This window comes from Akkermansia muciniphila ATCC BAA-835, assembly GCF_000020225.1.
Lineage (GTDB): Bacteria > Verrucomicrobiota > Verrucomicrobiia > Verrucomicrobiales > Akkermansiaceae > Akkermansia > Akkermansia muciniphila.
Window position 1 is genome coordinate 2,626,513 of record NC_010655.1, and the last position, 20,179, is coordinate 2,646,691.

At 55.1% G+C, this 20,179-nt stretch carries 15 protein-coding genes; 10 read left to right on the forward strand and 5 right to left on the reverse strand.

The window, feature by feature from the left end; all coding sequences use genetic code 11:
* Window positions 1–3: 3 nt before the first annotated feature.
* The 10 genes from AMUC_RS11485 (at window position 4) to AMUC_RS11535 (ending at window position 9,474) form a co-directional block, all read left to right on the forward strand.
* Window positions 4–804, forward strand: a complete 801-nt coding sequence (locus tag AMUC_RS11485; RefSeq protein WP_012421175.1) for a hypothetical protein — start codon at window positions 4–6, stop codon at window positions 802–804.
* Between the two features lie 34 nt (window positions 805–838).
* The gene (locus AMUC_RS11490) at window positions 839–1,060 is read left to right on the forward strand and encodes a hypothetical protein (protein ID WP_012421176.1); all 222 of its coding nucleotides are present in this window, start codon (window positions 839–841) and stop codon (window positions 1,058–1,060) included.
* 67 nt (window positions 1,061–1,127) lie between these two features.
* The gene (locus tag AMUC_RS11495; RefSeq protein WP_012421177.1) at window positions 1,128–1,814 is read left to right on the forward strand and encodes a hypothetical protein; all 687 of its coding nucleotides are present in this window, start codon (window positions 1,128–1,130) and stop codon (window positions 1,812–1,814) included.
* A 414-nt stretch (window positions 1,815–2,228) separates the two neighbouring features.
* The gene (locus tag AMUC_RS11500; RefSeq protein WP_094137864.1) at window positions 2,229–2,570 is read left to right on the forward strand and encodes a hypothetical protein; all 342 of its coding nucleotides are present in this window, start codon (window positions 2,229–2,231) and stop codon (window positions 2,568–2,570) included.
* A 358-nt stretch (window positions 2,571–2,928) separates the two neighbouring features.
* Window positions 2,929–3,510 carry an NADH-quinone oxidoreductase subunit NuoB gene (gene nuoB, locus AMUC_RS11505; protein ID WP_012421178.1) on the forward strand — a complete coding sequence of 194 codons (582 nt, stop codon included), beginning with the start codon at window positions 2,929–2,931 and terminating at the stop codon, window positions 3,508–3,510.
* A gap of 45 nt (window positions 3,511–3,555) precedes the next feature.
* On the forward strand, window positions 3,556–4,140 hold the full coding sequence (locus AMUC_RS11510) for an NADH-quinone oxidoreductase subunit C (protein WP_012421179.1): 585 nt from the start codon (window positions 3,556–3,558) through the stop codon (window positions 4,138–4,140).
* Between the two features lie 35 nt (window positions 4,141–4,175).
* A complete protein-coding gene (locus AMUC_RS11515; RefSeq protein WP_012421180.1) occupies window positions 4,176–4,976 on the forward strand; it encodes a hypothetical protein in 801 nt (266 codons plus the stop codon).
* A gap of 8 nt (window positions 4,977–4,984) precedes the next feature.
* Window positions 4,985–5,284, forward strand: coding sequence for a ribonuclease III domain-containing protein (locus AMUC_RS11520; protein WP_035196850.1), 300 nt, complete (start codon window positions 4,985–4,987; stop codon window positions 5,282–5,284).
* A 12-nt stretch (window positions 5,285–5,296) separates the two neighbouring features.
* Entirely contained in the window at window positions 5,297–6,427 is a 1,131-nt protein-coding gene (locus tag AMUC_RS12250; RefSeq protein ID WP_012421182.1) for an AMP-binding protein, read from the forward strand.
* Window positions 6,428–6,711: 284 nt separating this feature from the next.
* On the forward strand, window positions 6,712–9,474 hold the full coding sequence (locus AMUC_RS11535) for a tetratricopeptide repeat protein (RefSeq protein ID WP_012421184.1): 2,763 nt from the start codon (window positions 6,712–6,714) through the stop codon (window positions 9,472–9,474).
* A 298-nt stretch (window positions 9,475–9,772) separates the two neighbouring features.
* Here AMUC_RS11535 and AMUC_RS11540 read toward each other — a convergent pair whose 3' ends face one another.
* The 5 genes from AMUC_RS11540 to AMUC_RS11560 form a co-directional block, all read right to left on the reverse strand.
* Window positions 9,773–13,474, reverse strand: a complete 3,702-nt coding sequence (locus AMUC_RS11540) for a LamG-like jellyroll fold domain-containing protein (RefSeq protein ID WP_012421185.1) — start codon at window positions 13,472–13,474, stop codon at window positions 9,773–9,775.
* A 150-nt stretch (window positions 13,475–13,624) separates the two neighbouring features.
* A complete protein-coding gene (locus AMUC_RS12740; RefSeq protein WP_157738297.1) occupies window positions 13,625–14,083 on the reverse strand; it encodes a PEP-CTERM sorting domain-containing protein in 459 nt (152 codons plus the stop codon).
* Between the two features lie 633 nt (window positions 14,084–14,716).
* On the reverse strand, window positions 14,717–16,039 hold the full coding sequence (locus AMUC_RS11550; RefSeq protein WP_012421187.1) for a Gfo/Idh/MocA family protein: 1,323 nt from the start codon (window positions 16,037–16,039) through the stop codon (window positions 14,717–14,719).
* 31 nt (window positions 16,040–16,070) lie between these two features.
* Window positions 16,071–18,173, reverse strand: coding sequence for a M3 family metallopeptidase (locus AMUC_RS11555; RefSeq protein ID WP_012421188.1), 2,103 nt, complete (start codon window positions 18,171–18,173; stop codon window positions 16,071–16,073).
* Window positions 18,174–18,562: 389 nt separating this feature from the next.
* A complete protein-coding gene (locus tag AMUC_RS11560; RefSeq protein WP_012421189.1) occupies window positions 18,563–20,176 on the reverse strand; it encodes a tetratricopeptide repeat protein in 1,614 nt (537 codons plus the stop codon).
* Window positions 20,177–20,179 lie beyond the last annotated feature (3 nt).

Sequence of the window (20,179 nt, forward strand, 5' to 3'; positions counted from 1 at the left end):
AACATGAAAAATATCTTCAATATATTAATATTCAGCACCATAATAAATATAACCCAAGCACAAGACAATATAGAAACTTTGAAACAGATCGTTCAATCCGCAGATTTATTTCAAGATTTTCCTATAATAAAATTCATAGATACTAATAAAAATTTAAATGATACCACAAGATACACACAGATACCATATTATCGGGATAGATTTGAAGCTTGGAAAAATATTCAAATAGTGACATCTGGAGTTATCAAATTCAAAAAAGACAATGTAGTAGGTAGATCATATGATGTTATTCAGATAGATCAGCAAACTGGAAAGCCTGTTCCAAGTTTTTGTATGTTTGGTGGTCGAGATGCAGCAATTTATACATATCAAGTTTTGAAAATCGGACAAACCATGTATTTGTGCCACCAATGGTACAATGAATTATGGAAACCTGTTCATAATGAATGGGGAATATCTAGTGTAATAATCAAACACGATTCTTTCCAAGACAGAGCTATTATGTTCTTTTTGGATAAGGAAAAAAAATCATATGTCTTACCATGCGGAGTTGCCTCAGCCTTGTATGAGAAAAAAAATCAAAAGATTGTATTAACATTTTTTGATCGTAAAAATCAGCTTACCGAGCTGAATAATGAAGAATACCGTATTTCCAAAATAGAAGCTTCATGTGATAATGACAATATAACATGTTATCTGAATGATAAAAAAATTGATATGCAATGGTCCAAAATAGGAAATTGGAGAGAAATGATGATTTATAATTTATGGACTTATGGCAACGGAATTGATTGGAAGAATTGACACTCCTGTATCAGAGCTATAATGCCCCCTTAGAATGCCCGACTGCCCGCACGCAGTGGGGGGTATGGAGCCTGCCCGCAGCGACAGCTTCAGCTACAACGGCAGAAACGAACTCACCGCCGCCACCCTGAGCGCCGCCCCCTACGGCTACAGCTACGATAACATCGGCAACCGCAAGACAAACGCAGGAGACAGAGAAAAAATTTATAAATGCCTATTCAATTTTATACATCTTCACGAAATTGTTATGAATTAAGATTTATTGCAACAATATATCGCCATCCGGTATACGACGAAACTTTCGAAATCTAAAAAATCATATTATGTCAAAATATATAATAATTCCTATTATTTTCACATCAACAATAGTTTATGGAGATAATCAAAAATTTAATGAATATGCAATTTTTTGCGAAAAAATGATTGTCACATTGCAGAGCTGCACGGATGAAAAATCCACTTTTTCACACTCTTCCGAATTTCCTATTATTTTATATACTGTTTTAAATGAAAATCCTTTGAAAGATTTTTTTAAATCTCAAAAGGGAGCTTTATATCATATTATGCTATTGGCGGAGATAGAAAGATTGAACCATCACAAATGGTTCAATCTTTCCTCTATGAAAAATCATGTTAATCAAATAAAATCAAAAAATACCTTATGCAACGGCATAGAGGATCCAAGTTCTGCTGTTTCCGCCAAGGAAAAAATTATTAATTACGTAAATAATTTAAATGATAATAAATCAGATGTACTCTATTTAATTTCATATTTATTGGATATATACAAAATTAATGATTTGGAATTGTTTATGAAAATCATGTCGATATCAGATTGCGAATTGCTCAAAAAAATAGATATGATAGAAAAAAAGATTGGTTCTTTACAAATTAATCATCTGGAACGGACGACAATCAAACATTTGATAAAAGAAATTCAAAACAAATATAAAATACATGAAAATATTTATAATGAATTAAGAAAAAAATTAAACAGTAACATAGATTGATTCGTATCAAGAAGAATTTGTATATGATAAAATTGCTTCTCCGAGAGAAATCATGCTTGTCTCCAGCAGCCTGAGCTATGATGGCCTGGATGCCGTCCCCTCCTACGGTTACAGCTGCGACAACATCGGTAACCGCAAGACGGCACAGGAATTGGCCTAAGAACTCTCCTACGCAGCCAACCGCGCGGCGAGCTTCACCAGCCGAGACGGAGCGACCATCTTGGAATGCGGCTACGACCGCCAGGAACGAAGGTACATGAAGAAAATCACCGTCAACGGGACAGTCGCCAGCCATGGACGAAACTGTACCAGGACTATTTACAGATAGCCGCCTCTTGACTGCCGGATGCCGAACAAATAAAATGAATAAAGAGAACCCTATATTTGTTTTCCCGGTTTATCATAACAAATACCATGCTTGATTTTCTCGTTTTCCTGCTGGATATCCCGTCCCTTCTTGCTGATTTTTCTCCTCGCGCCAAGCATAAGGGAGAATCACCGTACTGGCGTTTCATGGGGCTTTTTTTACTGACTGCAGAACTGGTTATTCTATTTTTATGGGATATTACGGAAAGCCCGCCAGCTCTTGTAGCCTGTATTACTTTGGGCCTCTGGCTGATCGCGCACCTCTCCATCCGCGCCTTCAGGAACGGGAAAAACGTAAACGGCCTCTCCGTCCGTTCCGCTCCGCCATTTTCCTCACAGGCGCCACAAAGAAATGAAGCCCCTACCCCGTATCTCCCTGAAAGGGAATAGCTATATAATTTATTTATTATCAATCATTTTAAAATATATACCCGGATTTTTGTCATACAAATTTCTTCTTTTTGAACGGATGCTCCTGTCCGGGACTCTAACCTGCATCAGCAACAAACCGGGCGGCGGGAGGTAGAGAGACCGCCGCCCATTATGGGGAGTTCTGAGTTTCATAGGTAATATAGTTGGATAAAAAACCCGCACGGGGGAAACCCTGTGCGGGTTTATTCATCCCCCCTCCCGGAATGCCAGAAAACAGGGCCGGAACAGGCCGCAGAAAATCATGGCTGAACCAAATTAAGGCTTGAGAGTTGAAGGCATCTCGCTAATCTGGCTTCAGCAAGAATCATCTGTTATCATGGTCACCACGAACGAACCGAATATTTACGAAACGGGAGTACTGGACTCCAATGCGGAAGGCAATTTTGTCTATACCACCCTGGACGCCGCCATCAACTGGATTCGTAAAAATTCCCTTTGGCCCATGCCGATGGGTCTTTCCTGCTGCGCCATTGAGTTCATGGCCGTGGCCTGTTCCCGGTATGACCTTTCCCGCTTCGGCTCGGAAGTGACACGTTTTTCCCCCCGCCAGGCGGACGTGATGATTGTAGCCGGCACCGTCACTTATAAAATGGCCCTGGCCGTCCGCCGCATCTGGGACCAGATGCCGGAACCCAAATGGTGCATCGCCATGGGCGCGTGCGCTTCCACCGGCGGCATGTTCCGCTCCTATTCCGTACTCCAAGGCGTGGACAAGATTCTTCCCGTGGACGTTTACATTTCCGGTTGCCCGCCCCGTCCGGAGGCTATTCTGGAAGCCCTGCTCACCCTGCGCAAGAAGCTGGATACCCAGCAGCCCGCACGCACTTTCTTCAAGAAGGAAGAACCTCGCGAAGCCAACGCTCCCGTCCCGGTCAACACGGAAATGCCCCTTGAATAAGTTTTTTCAAACGTTTCTTCCGTTCACTTTTACCATTTTTTCTCCATGCTTTCTCTAGAATCACAGATTAAAACCGCCGCAGACAACGCCCAAAACCGCTTTGGGAAAGACATCATCACGGACCGCTACGAATTCCGCGGAGATATTACGCTGACCGTCGCGCGCCAAGCCGTGGCGGATGTTGTCCGCTGGCTACGGGATTCCGCCGGGTTTGATATGCTGGTTAACCTTTCTTCCGTGGACAATATGGGGGAAAGCCCCCGCTTTGAAGTCAACTACACGCTGACACAGTCGGAAACGGGAGCGAACCTGAGCCTCAAGACGAAGGTGGACGATGGCGAAGAAGTGCCCAGCGTCACGGAAATTTTCCAGTCCGCCAACTGGCACGAACGTGAAGCATGGGACCTGATGGGCATCAAGTTCTCAGGTCATCCTGATTTGCGCCGCATTTTGATGTGGGAAGGTTATCCTTATTTCCCTCTGCGAAAGGATTTCCCTGTTCAAGGCGTACCTACTGAACTGCCGGGCGTCGCCTTTACGGAGGCGGCTCCCACCCAGGGAGCGCCGTTCGCTACGGAACAAGGCCGCTGCCCCAGTGCCTGCCGCGAACCCCGGTCCCATAAATTCTAGCCCATTTTCCAGCCCCGCAAGGCGGGGTCCCACCCATGACCCGACTCATCCTGCCCATATGCATCATCAGCCTGCTCAGCGGCTGCCAGGACGCCAACCCGGCAGAGCGGGAATGGAAGGAGCAGTTATATAAAAACCTGGCAATCGTGGGGGCCAGGAACTGGATTGTCATCGCGGAATCCTCCTTTCCCGCCTACACGGGAACCGGCATCAGAACCATGGTTTCCGACAAGACGTCGGACGAAGTACTCCTGGATGTGCTGAATATGCTGGAAGAGGAAGCCCACGTGGTGCCCCGCATCATGATCAGCTCGGAGCTGCGCAGCGTTACGGAGGACTATGCTCCCGGCATTAAGCGCTACCGCAACAATATCAATAAAATGCTTCCTGGGCGCCAGCATTTTGAACTGATGAGCCGTACGATCAATTCCCTGATCGAAGACGCGGCCAGGCAATTCAACGTTCTGGTCATTAAAACCAAGACATCCCTGCCTTACTCCAATATTTATATTGAACTGGATTCCGGGTACTGGAATTCGGAATCGGAAACGGTACTCCGCAAGTCTCTGGAAGCCAAGGACGCCGCCAACCGCCGCGCGGCCCAAGACAGAGTGCTGGACGTGCCCCTGGTTCCGGGAGCCACGCCTGCGCCACAGGGCAACAAGGAAAATCCGCCAATGCCGGGAGCTCCCGCCTCCCCCGCGGACAACCTGCCGGAGCTCCCGCGGGAAAACCGCCAACCGGCTTCCCCCTCCGGAGACAAGGCCCCCGGCGTGCCTCCGCCTCCCATCAGGGATCCTCTGGGAAGGAAAACCGCCATTGCCAGATTTTCATGAACCATCATATGGACAAGGCTACAGAAGAACGCCTCCGCGCAGAGGCATGGGTAGGGGACGCCATTTTGGCGTTGTACGTCAGGGAATGGATTCTGGCGGAGGAAGGAGCGATCAACGGCAAGCTTTTCGTAGAATTCACCAGCAATGATTTTCTGCGCCGCACCGGCAACGCCACAGGCGTGGAAGCGGAGATAGGCCGCACTTTCAAAGCGGGCGGCCTGGAAGCAGCCTATGCATGGATTGAGCATCATTTGAAGCCCCGCATGGAGGAACGCTGGCACACCCTGCGCAGAAAAGCCCTCCGGTAAACTGCCGCCGCCATGCCCGCCACCGGAACACCCCTGCCTTGGGACCGCGGCAACGGCCCCTGCGTGATGGCCCCGCCCCATTTGAGGGGCTGGGCGGAAGAGGCCGCCGCCTTTCTTTCCCTCCGGGGCATGGACGGAATCACAGCCTTCGCCACCTCCGGCTCTTCCGGTTCTCCGCCCAAAGCCATTTTGTTTACCCGCCGCGCCCTGGACATATGCGCGCGTGGGGCATTGGAACATTTACATGCGGAAAGCGGGGACTGGTGCTGCCCGCTGCCTGTATGGCATGTGGGGGGCGCCATGATTTACCTGCGCGCGGCCCTGGCCGGAACCGCCGTCCATACGCTCCGCGGAAAGTGGTGCCCGCAGGCTTATGCCGACCTGATGAAAAGTTCCGGAGCCAGATGGTCCTCCCTGGTCCCCACGCAGGTAGTGGATCTGGTCAGCCTCGGCCTCCGCGCGCCTTCCACCGCCGGGTGCATTATCGTAGGCGGCGGCGCGCTGGACACGGAGACGGGACGGAAAGCACGCACCCTTGGCTGGCCCGTAGTGCAGAGCTACGGCATGACGGAAGCCGGCTCCCAATTAGCCACGGCCCTTCCCGGAGATTCCTTCCATACGGACCGCCTTTCCCTTCTGCCCCATTGGGAAGCTCAGACGGACAAAGGCGGCCTCCTGCGCTTCCAGGGGAAAGGCAAATTGTTCGGCCGCCTGTTGACGCAGGCTCATGGAGGGTTCCTTCTGGAAAGAGTCGCTCCGCAGGAGTGGTGGAGCACCCGCGACCTGGTGCGCCTGGAAGGGCGTTTGCTGACCTTTCTGCGCCGGGCGGACAGACTTGTCAAAGTCCTGGGGGAACTGGTGGATCCGGATGCCGTTCAGGACGTTTTGCGCCGCAGCGTCCCGGAGGCTGTCGTGGAGGCAGTTCCACATCCGCGCGCCGGAATGGAACTGGTCGCCTGCGGCCCTTCCGCCGCCCCCCTGAAGCAGGCCTGCCGCGAGTGGAATGCGTCGGCCCCAGGCCCCCAGCGCATCCGCGCCGTCATGGAAACGCCCATCCCCCTCACGGTCATGGGAAAGCTGGACAGAAACCGGCTGCGCTCCCAGTTGAGCGATCATCCGGAAAAGTTGAAGGGAATTTACTAAAAGGTAATCTTCCGGGGATATTCATCAAAAGAATCCGGACCTGATGGAATGAAGAAATACGGCGGGGTTGGAATCCCCAATCCCTTGCCCACTTCATTCATCCCGTCTCCCAGGAAGCCATTTTCCTCCGCCTTGCGGGCTTCCGCACGCGTCTTCGGAACCACCCGGTCCCACTCCATTTTTTTTCTTTAAAAAAGAACGTGACATGACCAATAATTAAACATTCAGACACGTGAAAAACGCTTGTAGGGCAGAGGTTTTTCCTGCTAGAAAAGAGTTGACCCATGCGAGCCCGTCTTTTGCTTATTCCCTTTATTTTTTCCGTTCCGGCTTATGGCCAGGACATTCCGTCCGCCGCAGCGGCAAATCCCCCCGGGCAGGTGAAATACGCTCCGGTCCGGAACCTCTCCCAACTGCCTATGGACGGCGGCTGGACGTACGGGGAAGTGCTGGACAAAGCCGCGGCTGGAGACTTCCGGGCCAATATGCTGGCCGGGGAATACTGGATGGGGCTTTATTACCTGAACCGTGGAGACCTGCCGCTGGCCTGCCTGGAACATATGCAGCATTTTTTCCGTGATGCGGCCACGGCATCCGGCCATCCGGCACCCAAGCTCATGATGACGGATCCTTACGGGATTTTCGGGATTTTCAAGGCGCAACCCATGCAACCGGAACATGCGGAATGGCTGGCTGCCTGCCGCAAGCTTGCGGAAAAGGGAGACATGGATGCCGTTACGGCCCTGTACACCGTCACGGATCTTCCGGAAGCCGAGTTGAGACGCTACCTGGCCCCCCTGGAAAAGAAGGCCGCTTCCGGCGACCAGGATGCGCTGTCCCAGCTCGCTTTCATCAAAGTGGATTGGCTGAAGGAAAATCCCGCCAACGTTATCGAGACCCTGAAGCAATACCGGAAAAACGCCAAACCGGTTCTTCTGGCGCGGATAGGGGAACTGGCCCTTGCCCTGGACGGCAAGGACGGCAGGGGATGGAGGGATACGGCCATTCAATCCCTTTCCCGGGCTGCGGAAAAGGGGCACGCGGGGGCCATGCGGCTTCTGGCGGAATTGACGAAGGGGGCCGCACCGGCACAGGCCGGAAAGCTTTTGGCGGAACTGCGCTCCAGAGGGGATCTGGAAACTCTGCTGGCGGACCTCTCCGCCGGCATGAAGGAAAAAACAGGGGGAGGTAAAAGCTCCCTCCTCCAGCCTTTGTTCGAGCAGGCCAGGAAACTGGGCAGCAATAACGCCTGTGCCTGGTACGCCCAGTTAATTTCCGAAGCGCAGCCCCCGCAGGAACAGGAGCTGCGCAAGGCGGCCCTTGATCTGCTGTCCCTTCATGACGAACGGGGCATGCCATACCTGAAGGAACCTCTGTCCTTCCCCCAGAAAAAACTCAACCAGCTTCCCCCCTACGCCAAGACACATAAGGAGCTTGAGCTGGCCTCTCAGCTTGGGGACGCAGATTCCAGCGTACAGTTGGGCGAGCTGTGGAAGGAGGAACTGGCCAATACACTGGATTCCGTAGGGAAGGCCCATGAAGCGCGGGAAAATATGCGCGTATGGTACAGGCAGGCGGCGGAGGAAGGCCACCCCCTGGCCAGGCTGCGCCTGGCCCAAATGGAAAACCCGGACTTAATGGACAAACCGTCCGCAGAACCTGCCAGAACGCTGCTGAACGATTGCCTGGCAAAAGCCGCCGCAGGAGATTTCATCACGCTGAAAGGAATTTCCGAATACGTCACGCCGGAACAATGGGAACAGCTGACCGCCACCCTCCGTAAAAAAGCTCAGGGGGGGAACGCCCGCAGCCAGGCGGATCTGGCATACCTGATGTTATTCAGTTACAGGAGCGAAGAATCCGGCTACCCGGAAGCCCTGGCCTGGGCCCGGCTTTCCGCCGGACAGGGAGATCCCTGCGGCATGTACGTGCTCGGCCGCGCCCTCATTTATGAATTCGGCCTGGAAAAACGCATGGCCGAGGGGGATTCCTGGATGTTCCGGGGAGCCTTGAAAGGCCATGTGGATGCGGCGGACATGTGGAGTTCCAACAATGAGAACCTGCAGCCTTACAGCGCCATGATGCACGGTCTGGCGGCACGGGGGCATATCCCCTCCCTGCTTTTCCTGGCCAACCAGGCGGCCTATCCCCAGAATACGGGGGAAACAGCGGCCCTGGACAACGGATTCACTTCCGCCTGCCAGCAGGTCAAGCTGACCCTGAACGGAGGGGACGCCAACACTCCGCCGTGGCTCCGGAAACCGGAACAGAAGGGTAAGGGGGAAGATATTCCGGCGGATGCCGGAACCGTTCCTCCCTGGATGACCCCGTCCGGCAGGGAACGCCAGGCCCCGGCCCCGAAAACCATCAATCCGGAAGCCGTGAAGTTCTGGGAACAAGCTGTGGAACTCGGCAGCCTGACGGCACTGGACGAGCTGGCCAATTATTATGAAACCGTGGCAGGGAATGTGCAGGAGCCTGCGGAACGGCAGCAGCTTCTGGCCTCTGCCATGACGGCAGCCACCGCCCTGGTGAAAAAGGAGGACGTACGCGGTTTCAAGAGGCTGGCCCGCTATTACGAGCAGGGCATCGGCGTGCAGCCGAACAGGGAACTGTACAAGGATTATGTACTGAAAGCCGCGGAAACCAGGGATCCGGAAGCTCTGGTGGAGAAGGCGCGCCTGCTCATCAAGGGAGAGGATCTGGAGCCGGACCCGAAAATGGCGCTGGATATTCTGACCGATCTGGAAGAGAACCAGACGCATGCGGTGCCCGGCATGCATTTCCTGCTCGGCTACTTGCATGAAGAAGGCCTCGGCACCCCGCAGGATATGGCCCTGGCCTATCAGTTTTACATCAAGGGGGCGGAACAGGACGACGCCAAGTGCATGAACAACCTGGGTTCCATGTATGAACGCGGAACTGGCGTAGCCAAGAACCTGGCCGAAGCCCAAAAGTGGTATGAACGGGCGGCGGAGCTGGGGAATGAAGACGCTCTTGCCAATGTGGAACGGGTAAGGGAAAAACTCAACACGAAGAAGAAATAGGCTCCTTTCCCGTTCCGGAAATGCCACGGAATGGCGGTGGAACACAAATTTTTGGCACAGGTTTCTGCAGACGGCAGAAAATAATGCGTGCGAAGCGGACGCGATTTTTTAAAGCGCCCCTGCCTGTTTCAAAGGAAGCAATGCTTTTGTAATTCGAGTATTTTGTACAAACAGCCGCCCGTCCGGTTGCGGTACGGGCACGCGGCGCTCCCCAGCCGGGCATGCCCCGCCGGACCGTATAGATTTCTCAAAAAACGGAAGCTGGAACGGAATTTTTTTCAGAAAGGACGTACCTAAGTTATTCCCGAGTCACTTTCAACCGCAAAAACCGGCGTTCCATCCCGCTTTCCCGTACGGGTTCCGCATCCCAAAATTCGGCAGCCGTCTTTCCGGCGGTTTCCACTTCTCCCAGGGAAATCCAGTCGACCAGGTCCGTGGAGGCTTCCACTTCATGCTTCACATCCGTTGCCTGCGGATTTACAGGCCAGCGCAGCACCAGATGCATGCATCCGTCCTCCCCCTCTTCCAGCGTTACTTTCGTAACGCTCCCGCAGGGTTTCAACGGATCCTGTCCTGTGGCGTATTTCATCAGGTTGGGGATACCGTCCCCGGCAGGAACGGCATCCGCAGCCGTCCGGTCCGCGGCAGCATCCGGAGGGAAGGAGTCCTGCACCCACTTGTCGTAGCCCGTCAATTCGGCGCCATCCTGCGTTATGATGACAGAGCATTCCTGTTTGTCGGAAGAACGGAAGATTACCGTCCCGAACCGTCCGTCAGCGGATTTGTTTTCCGCCGCCGTCAAAATGACTGTAGTCCGGCCGATTCCCGAAACGGTAGAGGCGGAAATCCAGTCCGGACAATCTGCGACCACCCAGCCCAGAGCCTTCTCTTCCGACTGCACTTCCACCGCCACGGCACCGCCCCCGGCCGGGACGGTTTCCCCCGCAGAAGAAAGGGCAAAGGGGGCCGGAGTATCCGGATAAGCGGTGGAGGAAACATAACGGTTGGCGGCCCGAAGCAGGCAGCATTCGTCAAAGTAGTTGTTCTTCCCAGAGGAATCCGCCACATCCATTCCCAAATCCCAGTACATGAACCCAGCCACTTTCTGTTCACTGATGTAGCGGGCCTTTTTCCTGACCGTATCCACACCATTGAAGTGCAGCGTCTTAACCTTGCCTCCGCCATAATTGAAGCTGGCGGAATCCAGAGAAGGATCCTCCCGAACTCCGGCGCAGGCTGAGACAATGTCCCGGTAAGCCCGGATATCGGCGCCCTGCCCCGCGCCCGGAGTCCCCTGGAACGGAGCGCTGAGCATGATCTTGGAGTCCGGATAGCCCCATGAACGGTATGTTCCGCATGCGGAAACCATGCTGCTATATCCGTTTACATCAATCTGGGGGCCATAATTCTGGAACGTGAAATAATCCACATAACGCATGCAGGCCGCCGGGAATTTGTAATAGTAGGTATGCAGGGAAATGGTAAAAAACATATCCGGGGAAGCCGCCCGGATAGCCCTGGCCAATTCTCCGTAATTATTCCAGGCGGCCGTATCGTTCTGGTCAATCCATTCGAAGTCCAGATCCAGTCCGTCCAATTGATGCTTGCGTACCACTTCCGCCACATTTTCGGCAAAAGCCTCACGGGCATTTGCATCAGACAGCATGGCGGACCAGTTCCCGCCGGAGACACCCAGCCGTATCCGCATTCCGGAAACGCCTTCAGTCAGCCTGCGGAGGATACGGACATGTTCCACCCAGGAAGCTGTATCATGGCCAAATTGGTCACTTGTCCCCCAGCGGCCCACCAACAACCTGTCTCCCCAGCTGTGCTGGACAGCCGCCCCCAGGCGGGCCGCCGCACGGGCCTCATGCCACACGCGCATTTCATCAATTCTGCCATCCAAATTCCTTCCTATGACGGCATTGGCAGTTCCCTCCATTTCCCCCGCATCCGCGGCGGCCGTGCTTACGGCCTCCCCGTCCACATAAAAGGACGCCGTATCCGCAGAAGAATTCCTGACGAAGGCCAGCCAGAAATACCTGCCGGCTTCCACAGGCGGCAAATCCGCCTCCCAGGCTTTATCCGGGCCTGCCTGGGTACGGACCCTGTAATGGTCTTCCTTCCATTCCAGCCTCATGGAAACGTTATCATTTTCAAACAGCACCGCCTCCTGTCCGTCTCCGTCCAAAGCCATGCGGACTTCCACGGTAAACGCTCCGGAACTGCCGCCGCCCAGCAAACCTCCGCCCACGTTCATGTAAGCCCCTTCCCCGGAGAAGTCCAGGACATTGGAACATTCCCCGTCAGACGGCAGCAGAACCACACCGGAGCTTTCCGTCACGTCATTGTCCGGATATTGAAAATTGAGAGAACCGTCCGCGGCCGGCGTAACGGAATTGATGTAGATCAAATCGGAATTATTGATGAGATGGGCGCGCGCCGGCCAGTCATAAATAACATGCACATTCCTCACATACGCCGTCACCAGCATGTAACGGAACGTTTCATTATCCGTGACAATGGAAAATTCAGTCCCTTCAGGGGCAACCGCCTGGTAAGGGCGCACAAAGGCGCTCCCTGTCTTTTCCGCAAATTCCGTCCACTTGGCATCACGGAAATCCCCATCCAGACGCCAGCAGCCCACCAGCCTCCCATACCTGGGATGGGACAGGGGCAACGGTCCGTTCAAGAAAAAGTCGTCTTCCTCCCCGCCCAGAGCCGCATTCCAGAAACGCAGTTCATCCAGAGCACCCTTGAACCCCGCCTCCAGCACAATCCCTTTCCAGCCTGATTTCATGGCCTGCAGGTAAGGCGACCGCGGCGAGGAAACGGCCAGGCCTCCGTCCACATACAGACTGATAACCTCCTCCCCGACGGAGACGGCTACATGGTGCCATTCCCCCGCAGCCAATTCCTTCCCGGCAGCTTTCACGGAAGCGACGGAATCCCCATCCGGAGCAGACAGAGCCAGACAACCGTGTTCCAGGGAAACAGACGCATTTCCCAAAGAAATGATTTTTCCCGTGACGGCATCATCATTGGGCCTGACCCAGAATTCACAGGTTAACTGGCCTTCAGCCGCCCATGTGGAAGAAGGAACGGGGAACGCAAGAGAAGAAGGAAGAAAAATGAGCGCCTTATTGTGCAAGACGCTGACAGGCCGGGGATCCGGAACTTCCGGAGCCGGGGAATCGTCCGTACTGACGGTAACGGCATTCAGTTCCATGCGGCCGGAAGCGCTGCTGTCCGCCTCCTTGGTCACATCAAACACCAGCCTGCCCTGTTCATCCGCACAGGCCCTCCACTCCACAGCCAGATAAGCGTCCTGTTCCGATGAATTGGAAAGACCGGAAAATTGATTCCCGGAAAGGCTCCCCATGGAACTTTGAAGCCCCCGCACATCCACCAGAGTTCCGCTGACCAGCGTCATGGATTCATAAGCAGGCGCATTGTGCCCGCAAAAGAAAGATACCGTATATTCCTTGCCCGCCTGGAATCCGGAGAAGGAAAGCCTGGCCGCGGCGGAGGCGGACGGCATCCCGTTGGCGCTCAGACGCATGCTGGTATTGAAAGCTTCGCAGCCATTGGGGAATTCAAAAGAAGAAGGCGCGTCAGCGTTCGTACCGTTGTGCCTGTGCTTCCCCCCTTCATACCAGGTATACCGGGTATTGGGTTCCGCCAGCGTATAAGAACCTCCAGAACTGCATCTGGCGGAGACGGTCAGGGAAACCAGCCTTCCGAACAGGCTTCCCACTGCCACGGACGAAGAAGAAGAAGCCGCACCATTCCTGATTAACGGAACGGCAACAAATGTATTGGCGCCTCCCGATGCCGTTGCTGGCATGGTTACATTGGTCCATCCCTCCTGCGCCGTTCCGGAACCATTACCCAGGTCTATGCCGAAGCCGGACGTCTCCGCCGCCTGCAGGACACAGACGCCTCCCGCAAAAAACGCTGTCAGCAAATGGGCTGCCCTCTTGAAAAACACCTTAACCATAAATACCGTCCGCCATTTTATCCGTCCCTGTCCATCAAACCAGAAAAAACTGCGTGGAAAACGGATAAAAAAGAGGGGATGAACCATCCCCCCTTCGCACAAAACCGGCTTGGACACAGCCTGTCCGGTCAATCACCTGTATGACCGTCATCAGTTTCTGCGGCGGCGCAGAAGAAGGGCGCCCAGGCCAAGAAGTCCCAGAGAGGCCGTAGCCGGTTCCGGAACAACTTCTCCCAAAAGGCGTATATTGGTAATATCAGCGGCCATTCCAGCGCCAGCTCCCAATGTTGACGTTTCCATAGAGTTGAATATCAATCCATAAGACGCATATTCATCCGTTCCGCTCAAATCCAAGCTAATGGAAAAGGAAGAGGGAGTGTTCGTCAGGTTCGTCTTGGCGTTTTCCAATGTCCACGTTCCTATGACCGTAGATTCTCCATCATCCGAGAAACCATAAACATTGCAAATATATTTGCATTCAAAATTCCCAAGGGAACCACCCCAAGAAGAAGTTTTGGCAATATCAAACTGCAGGGAGGCGGAAGCCGCCCCAGACGGCATGTCAAATTTGAGTCCGGCAAAATTTCCTCCGGCATTATTGGAGGCCACGGCTCCGATTTGCAACCTGAGGACTCCTTCGTCAAACCCTACCTGACCACTTAAACTACTGCTTTCCCAAGTCCCGTGCCATTCCCCGACATTATAACCGAAGACGTTTTGAGGAGTGATCCCGGAAGAAGAAACACCTGTAGTCCCAGAACCCGTCGGGGACAGGTCAATGGAAAACGAAGAAGCATGAACCATAGGAACCAACGCCAAAACCGCCAAGAGACACAATGTTTTTCTCATAACAATCCGTTCCATATCGGATTTAGAATCCGGTGTCAACATAAAAGAATCAAAAAATGTAGATAAATGAATCTGTTACCATGTTTTTTCCTCCAGTCCCGAACGGGAAAGAAAACGAATTGTCCCCTCCGTCCATTATGGAAACACAAAAAGGAGGAAAAACAAAGCCTCTCTCAATGAAAATAATTTTTAGATTAATTATTAACGCATTACATACATGATGAACTGAAATGCCAATGACCGGATTATTTTTTGTACCGAAAATTTTTCATCCTTTGCATTCGCAATGCGGATTCTAAATCCGCCTAAAAAAGGATAGAATTTTATATACAAAAAGGCGCAGGCATTTTGGACGCCTGCGCCTTTTCCTCTCCCTCAAGGAGGAAAACCGCATCAATAATTCAGGATGCCTTCCGCGACCTTGCGTTCGAAGTCAGCAACATCCACCACCTGCCCGCTCAGCCGGGCGTGTTCCGTGGCAAAGGCCATCACATGGGAATGGGCGGATTCCTCAATGGAAGTGGTCATATCCTCCGGAGAGGGCACCGTCAGCATGTCATCATACAGAGCCTCAATCAATCCCCAGTCGCCGCCGCCGTGCCCTTGGTAGCCTCCGGCCAGTTCCTCCAGCTCCACCACGCGGGTTTTCCCGCCAAAGTGGGGCGTCACGGTTATTTCACCGGGGCCGTTTTCCTTGTAGAAGACTCCGGCTCGGATTTTGCCTTTGGTGCCATACACTTCAATGTGGCGCCCCTGTTCGAAAGCCGTCATCGTGAACGTGCCTGTCAAGCCTCCCTCAAAGCGCATGATGGAAACCTGATGGTCCGGCTGGTCATTGTCGCACTGGAGGTAGTCCCTGCCCCACGGGGAGGTTTTCAGCCATTCGCAGATTTCCTCCGCGGTAGCTTCCTGCGCCCGGTCATACACCATGCCCAGCCAGCGTTTGCATTCGTCGTCCGTGGCGTATTTGCGGGCGTCCCAGGGGTCTTCCCCCACCGGGGTGGTCCACTCCGTGCAGCGTTCCGGCCGGGGTGAGGAGAGCGTCTTTTTCGTAAAGAAGGTAAGCTCCCCGAAGCTGGCGACGGAAAGGCATTTACGCCGGCCCATGAGCCAGTAGAGGATATCCATGTCATGGCAGCATTTGGCAACGATCATGGGAGTGGAGGTTTTGCTGTTGCCCCAGTGTCCGCGCACGAAGGAGTGGGCAAAGTGCCACGCCCCCACGCCTTCATTGGCATTGAAGGTGATGACTTCCCCGATTTCCCCGCTGTCGATGATTTTTTTCAGGGTCCGGTAAAACTGGGTGTAGCGCAGCACGTGGCACACGGCCACGCGGCGCTTCAGCAGGCGCGCCGTATCCCTCAGCTCCAGCGCTTCTTTCAGCGTCTTGGCGATGGGCTTTTCCAGCAGGACATGATAGCCCAGCTCCATGGCCTTCCTGCACGGAGCGTAATGGTAGTCGTCCTGCGTGCCGATGATGGCCACGTCCGCCAGGCGCGGTTCCGCCAGCAGGGAAGCGGCATCCTTGAACAGGCGGACGGAATCCCGTTCCTCCTCCGGGGCAAAGTCACGAACGGCTTCCGTGCGCTGTTTGACGGGATCCGCCGCGGCGGCAATGCGGTAGCGTTTTTTTTGTTCCATGGCCAGCTTCATGTAGGTGCGCGTACGGGAACCGCACCCGATACCGGCGAGGGAGAGTCTCTTTTGTTCAGGCATAAGGATTGTGCAGATAATATGGGTAGAGAGGTTAAAGAACGCCGGATTTGACAAGCAGCGCTTCCGCGTCCGGATCACGGCCCATGAAGTCGCGGTAGAGTTCAGCGGCAGGCTTGCTGTTGCCCTTGCTGAGGATGCAGCGGCGGAAGTCGCGCCCGGTTCGGGGATTCAGCACTCCTTCTTTCAGGAAGCGGCTGAAAGCGTCCGCTTCCAGCACCTCCGCCCATTTGTAGGAGTAATAACCGGAAGCATAACCCGTGGGATCCGCGAAGATGTGGGTCAGGCGGCGCGCCACGGAAGGGCCGCGGTCCGTCATCGGCACCCGGTAATCCGCCAGAATGCGTTCATCCGTTTCTTCCAGCGGAACACCCTTGTACTGAGGCCAGTTTACGTGAAGCTCCAGATCCAGCTTGCCAAAGCAGAGCTGGCGCATGAAATCCGTGCCGCTCATATAATTGCGGGCGGCGCGCATTTTGGAGAACAGTTCGTCCGGTATTTTTTCACCCGTTTCATAGTGGGCGGCGAAGAGGTCCACGGATTCACGCTCCCAACACCAGTTTTCATTAATCTGGGAGGGCAGTTCCACAAAGTCCCAGGCAACGTTGGTGCCCGACAGGGACTTCACTTCCACATCGGAAAGGAGCTGGTGCAGCAGGTGGCCGAATTCATGGAAGATGGTTTCCACCTCCCGGTGGGACAGCAGCGCGGGCTTGTCCCCTACGGGCTTGGTCATGTTGCCGACCATGAGACCCAGATGGGGAACGCGGGGTTTTCCGCCGTGCGGAGGTTCCCCTACGCTCAGGTAGTTCATCCACGCTCCGGCGCGCTTGGAGTCCCTCGGATGCCAGTCCGCATAAAAGGAACCCAGGTGTTCCCCGCTTTCCGCATCATGCAATTCATAGAACAGGACGTCCGGATGCCACACCTCCACCGCGCCTTCCGGCGCTTCCCCGGATTCACCGGGCTTGAACGCCACCGTGGGACGCGGCGTGACCGTGATGCCGTACAGGCCGGAGTAGATGGAAAAGAGCCCTTCCATGACTTTTTCCACGGAGTAATACGGGCGCAGGTCTTCCTCGTCAAAAGCGTACAATTCGCGGCGGCGTTTTTCAGACCAGTATCCGGTTTCCCACGGGGAGAGCTTTTCCACGGGTTTTCCTGTTTTTTCCTCCTTGTACCTGCGAACGGCTTCCATGTCCTTCAGGAAAGAGGGCTTCACCCTGTCATGCAGGTCGTTGATGAATTTCAGGGCGTTGGCTCCGCTCCCGGCCATGCGGCGGGAAGTGGCGTAATCCGCAAAGCAGCCGTACCCCAGCAAATGGGCTTTCCTGTCCCTCAGTTCCAGGATTTCAGCGATAAGGGCTTCATTATCGTATTCTCCGCCCTTCCCGATGGAACAGGAGCCCTCCCACATGCGGCGGCGCAGGCTGTCCGAGTCCGCAAACTGCATGACAGGCTGGAGGGAGGTAAATTTCTGGGTGAAGCGCCAGCGGGGGGCTTCTTCCGTGCCGTGGCCGTTGGCCAGGGCATCCAGGCGGGCGGCTTCCTTCGCGGAATCCGGCAGCCCGGAAAGTTCCGCTTCATCTTCCACAATGAGTTCCCAGGCGTTGGTGGAGTCCAGCACGTTTTCCGCGAATTTCTTGGTCTTCAGGGAGAGCTGGGCTTCTATCTCCGCATATTCCGGCTTCACGTCGTCCGGCAGGTCCGCCCCGCTCTCGCGGAAGTCCGCCAGCGTTTCCTGGATGAAACGCTGCCTGACGGGGGAAAGGCTTTTCACCCAGTCACAGGAGGCCGCGGCTTTCAGCACCGTCCACAGGCGCGGGTTCAACGGCACGGAGGAGGAGAAAGCCACCACTTCCGGCAGCATTTCCCCGATGGCCTCCCTCTGGGCGGGTTCGTCATTGACGGAGTCCAGGTGCATGATGCGGCCCCAGCCCAGGTGCAGATCCTCGGAGGCCTTTTCCAGAGCGCCGAAGGTGCTTTCATAAGTCAGGGACTCCAGCGGCTGGTCGCAAATGGTCCGGATATTCTCTTTGGCGCGGGAGATGGCTTCCGTGATGTCCGGCCTGATGGCCTCCGGCGTAAGCCGGGACCAGGAAACCAGAAAGGAGGGGTCCAGATAGGGATGGTTCATATTGCTTGATGTATGATGTTATTGAAAATGACAACGGACGCGTTCCGGTATTTGCCGCAACAGCCATGAAAAAATAAAACTTACCATGTTTAAGGAACATCCGGCGGAACAGCCGCAACCTGCTGAGCATCTTGATGAATGCTACGGCAGATCCGGCCTCCGGGGCATGCGGACCGAACATCTTCATAGCGGCGGAGAAGGAACCCGCAACCTTCCGGGCACGGCTTCACGCCCCTTTTTTATCACCGCAGGCTTATTTTTCAAGATGAACAAGCTTCCTGTCCCGGGATTGGACGTCATGTTCCATCGTGATGAGGGGGAATGCCATCTCCAATCCATCCATGAGGAAACCGGGCATCAAAACCGCACCCCCCCACGTTTATTCCTAATTATTTTCCGGAAGAACGGGCCTTGTCCAGGGTCTCCAGCACTCCGGCATGGTTCGGGAAGCGTTTCAGTGCCTGTTCGCACATATCCGCGCATTCCCGGAATTTTCCGGCCTTCAGGTAGGCGCGGGCCAGCACCCATTCCGCAGGGTATGGCACTACGGGAGGCAGGAGCAGGGAGGAAAAACGCTGACTCCGTATGGCCTCGGACATCCAGACATTGGCGGAATCCGGGAACATGAGGGAGCGGATTTCAGAAGAATACAGGCTACCCGCCTGGAGGCAGCGCGCCCAGTAGGAGACGCTCATCTGCCTCCGGGCGGCGTCCGCGCCGTCCATCAGCAGCCGCAGAATGCCGGACATCTTGTCAAAGGCGGACGCCACGGCGTCCGTTCTGCCCTGCCTTGCGGCGTAGCATGCGCCCATGTATTGGGAGGCCACTGCGGTCATGCCGTTGCTCAAATCCGGAAACCCTTTGGGGAGAGGACCCGGAAAAGCCTTGAGCACAAGGGCCTGCCGGGGAAGGCCGGGCCGGGCCAGCATCAGGCGCGCAGGCAGCGTCCTGGCCTCCCACAGCTGAAGGAGGGTTCCGGGAGCCAGCGGATGCTTTTTGTCCAGGGGAACGGAAGCGGCTCTGGAGGCGATGGCTTCCGCCCTTTTGTAACGGCCGGCGCAGAATTCGGAAACGGCACGGTAAAGGATGGAACGGAAGTAGGCGTCATCAAGCGCGGGAGACACGTTTTCCGCCTTCTCCCAGGCCAGGCACAGATTTTCAGACTCCTTGAACGCGGCGGATGCCCCTTCATAATCTCCCGTGCGGAACAGGCAATGGCCCAGTAAATGATGGGCGGATGCGGAAAAGGGGTTGGCGGACACGGCCCTGCGGGCGGTTTCCACCGTTGCCGGAGAAATGGATGGCGCCACCTCTTCCAGCAGGGCGCGCATGAACAGGGCGGCCTGGGAGCCGGGGCGTTCTTTCAGGACGTCTTCCACCACGCGGACGGCCTCCTTCTGCCCTTCTCCGGGGTTGCCCTGCCCGTCAAAGCCGTCCCGGAGGAGCATGGCGTAAAAGAGGGGGGCGTATGGGTCGCGCTTCCAGGTGGAACAGATGGTTTTCCACGCTTCCCGCGCCTTCACGGGGCCATCCATCAGCAGCACGGCCAGGGCATCCGCATAAGCGCGTTCCCGTTCCGGGCAGTCCGGGCGCAGCGCCAGATCTTTCATGCGCTTCATGGAATGGACGCGCTGGTCCTGGAAGGCGGGCCCCGCGCCCATCAGGCTCATGCACCTGCCCCAGTGGGCCATGAGGCAGTCCGGGTCCAGACGGAGAGCGGCGTCAAATTTAAGGAAAGCCCTCATGTCCCCGAACGTGAGCAGATTCGTCATTCCCTCCAGCACCAGCATTTGCGCGGCGGGAGATGAGGAACCCACCATCATCGGCTCCACGCCGGGCGGCAGCACGGCAGGCTGCGCCGGAACGCCGGCGCGGAAGACGGCTTCCCGCCAGCCGTTCAGAGACGGGCTGTTCATCCAATACCCGTGTGCCCCGTCCGCGGCGGCGGAAGAACACCCCGCCACGGCGGCGGCCAGCAGGACATGGAGGAAAGAGGCGTCCATACG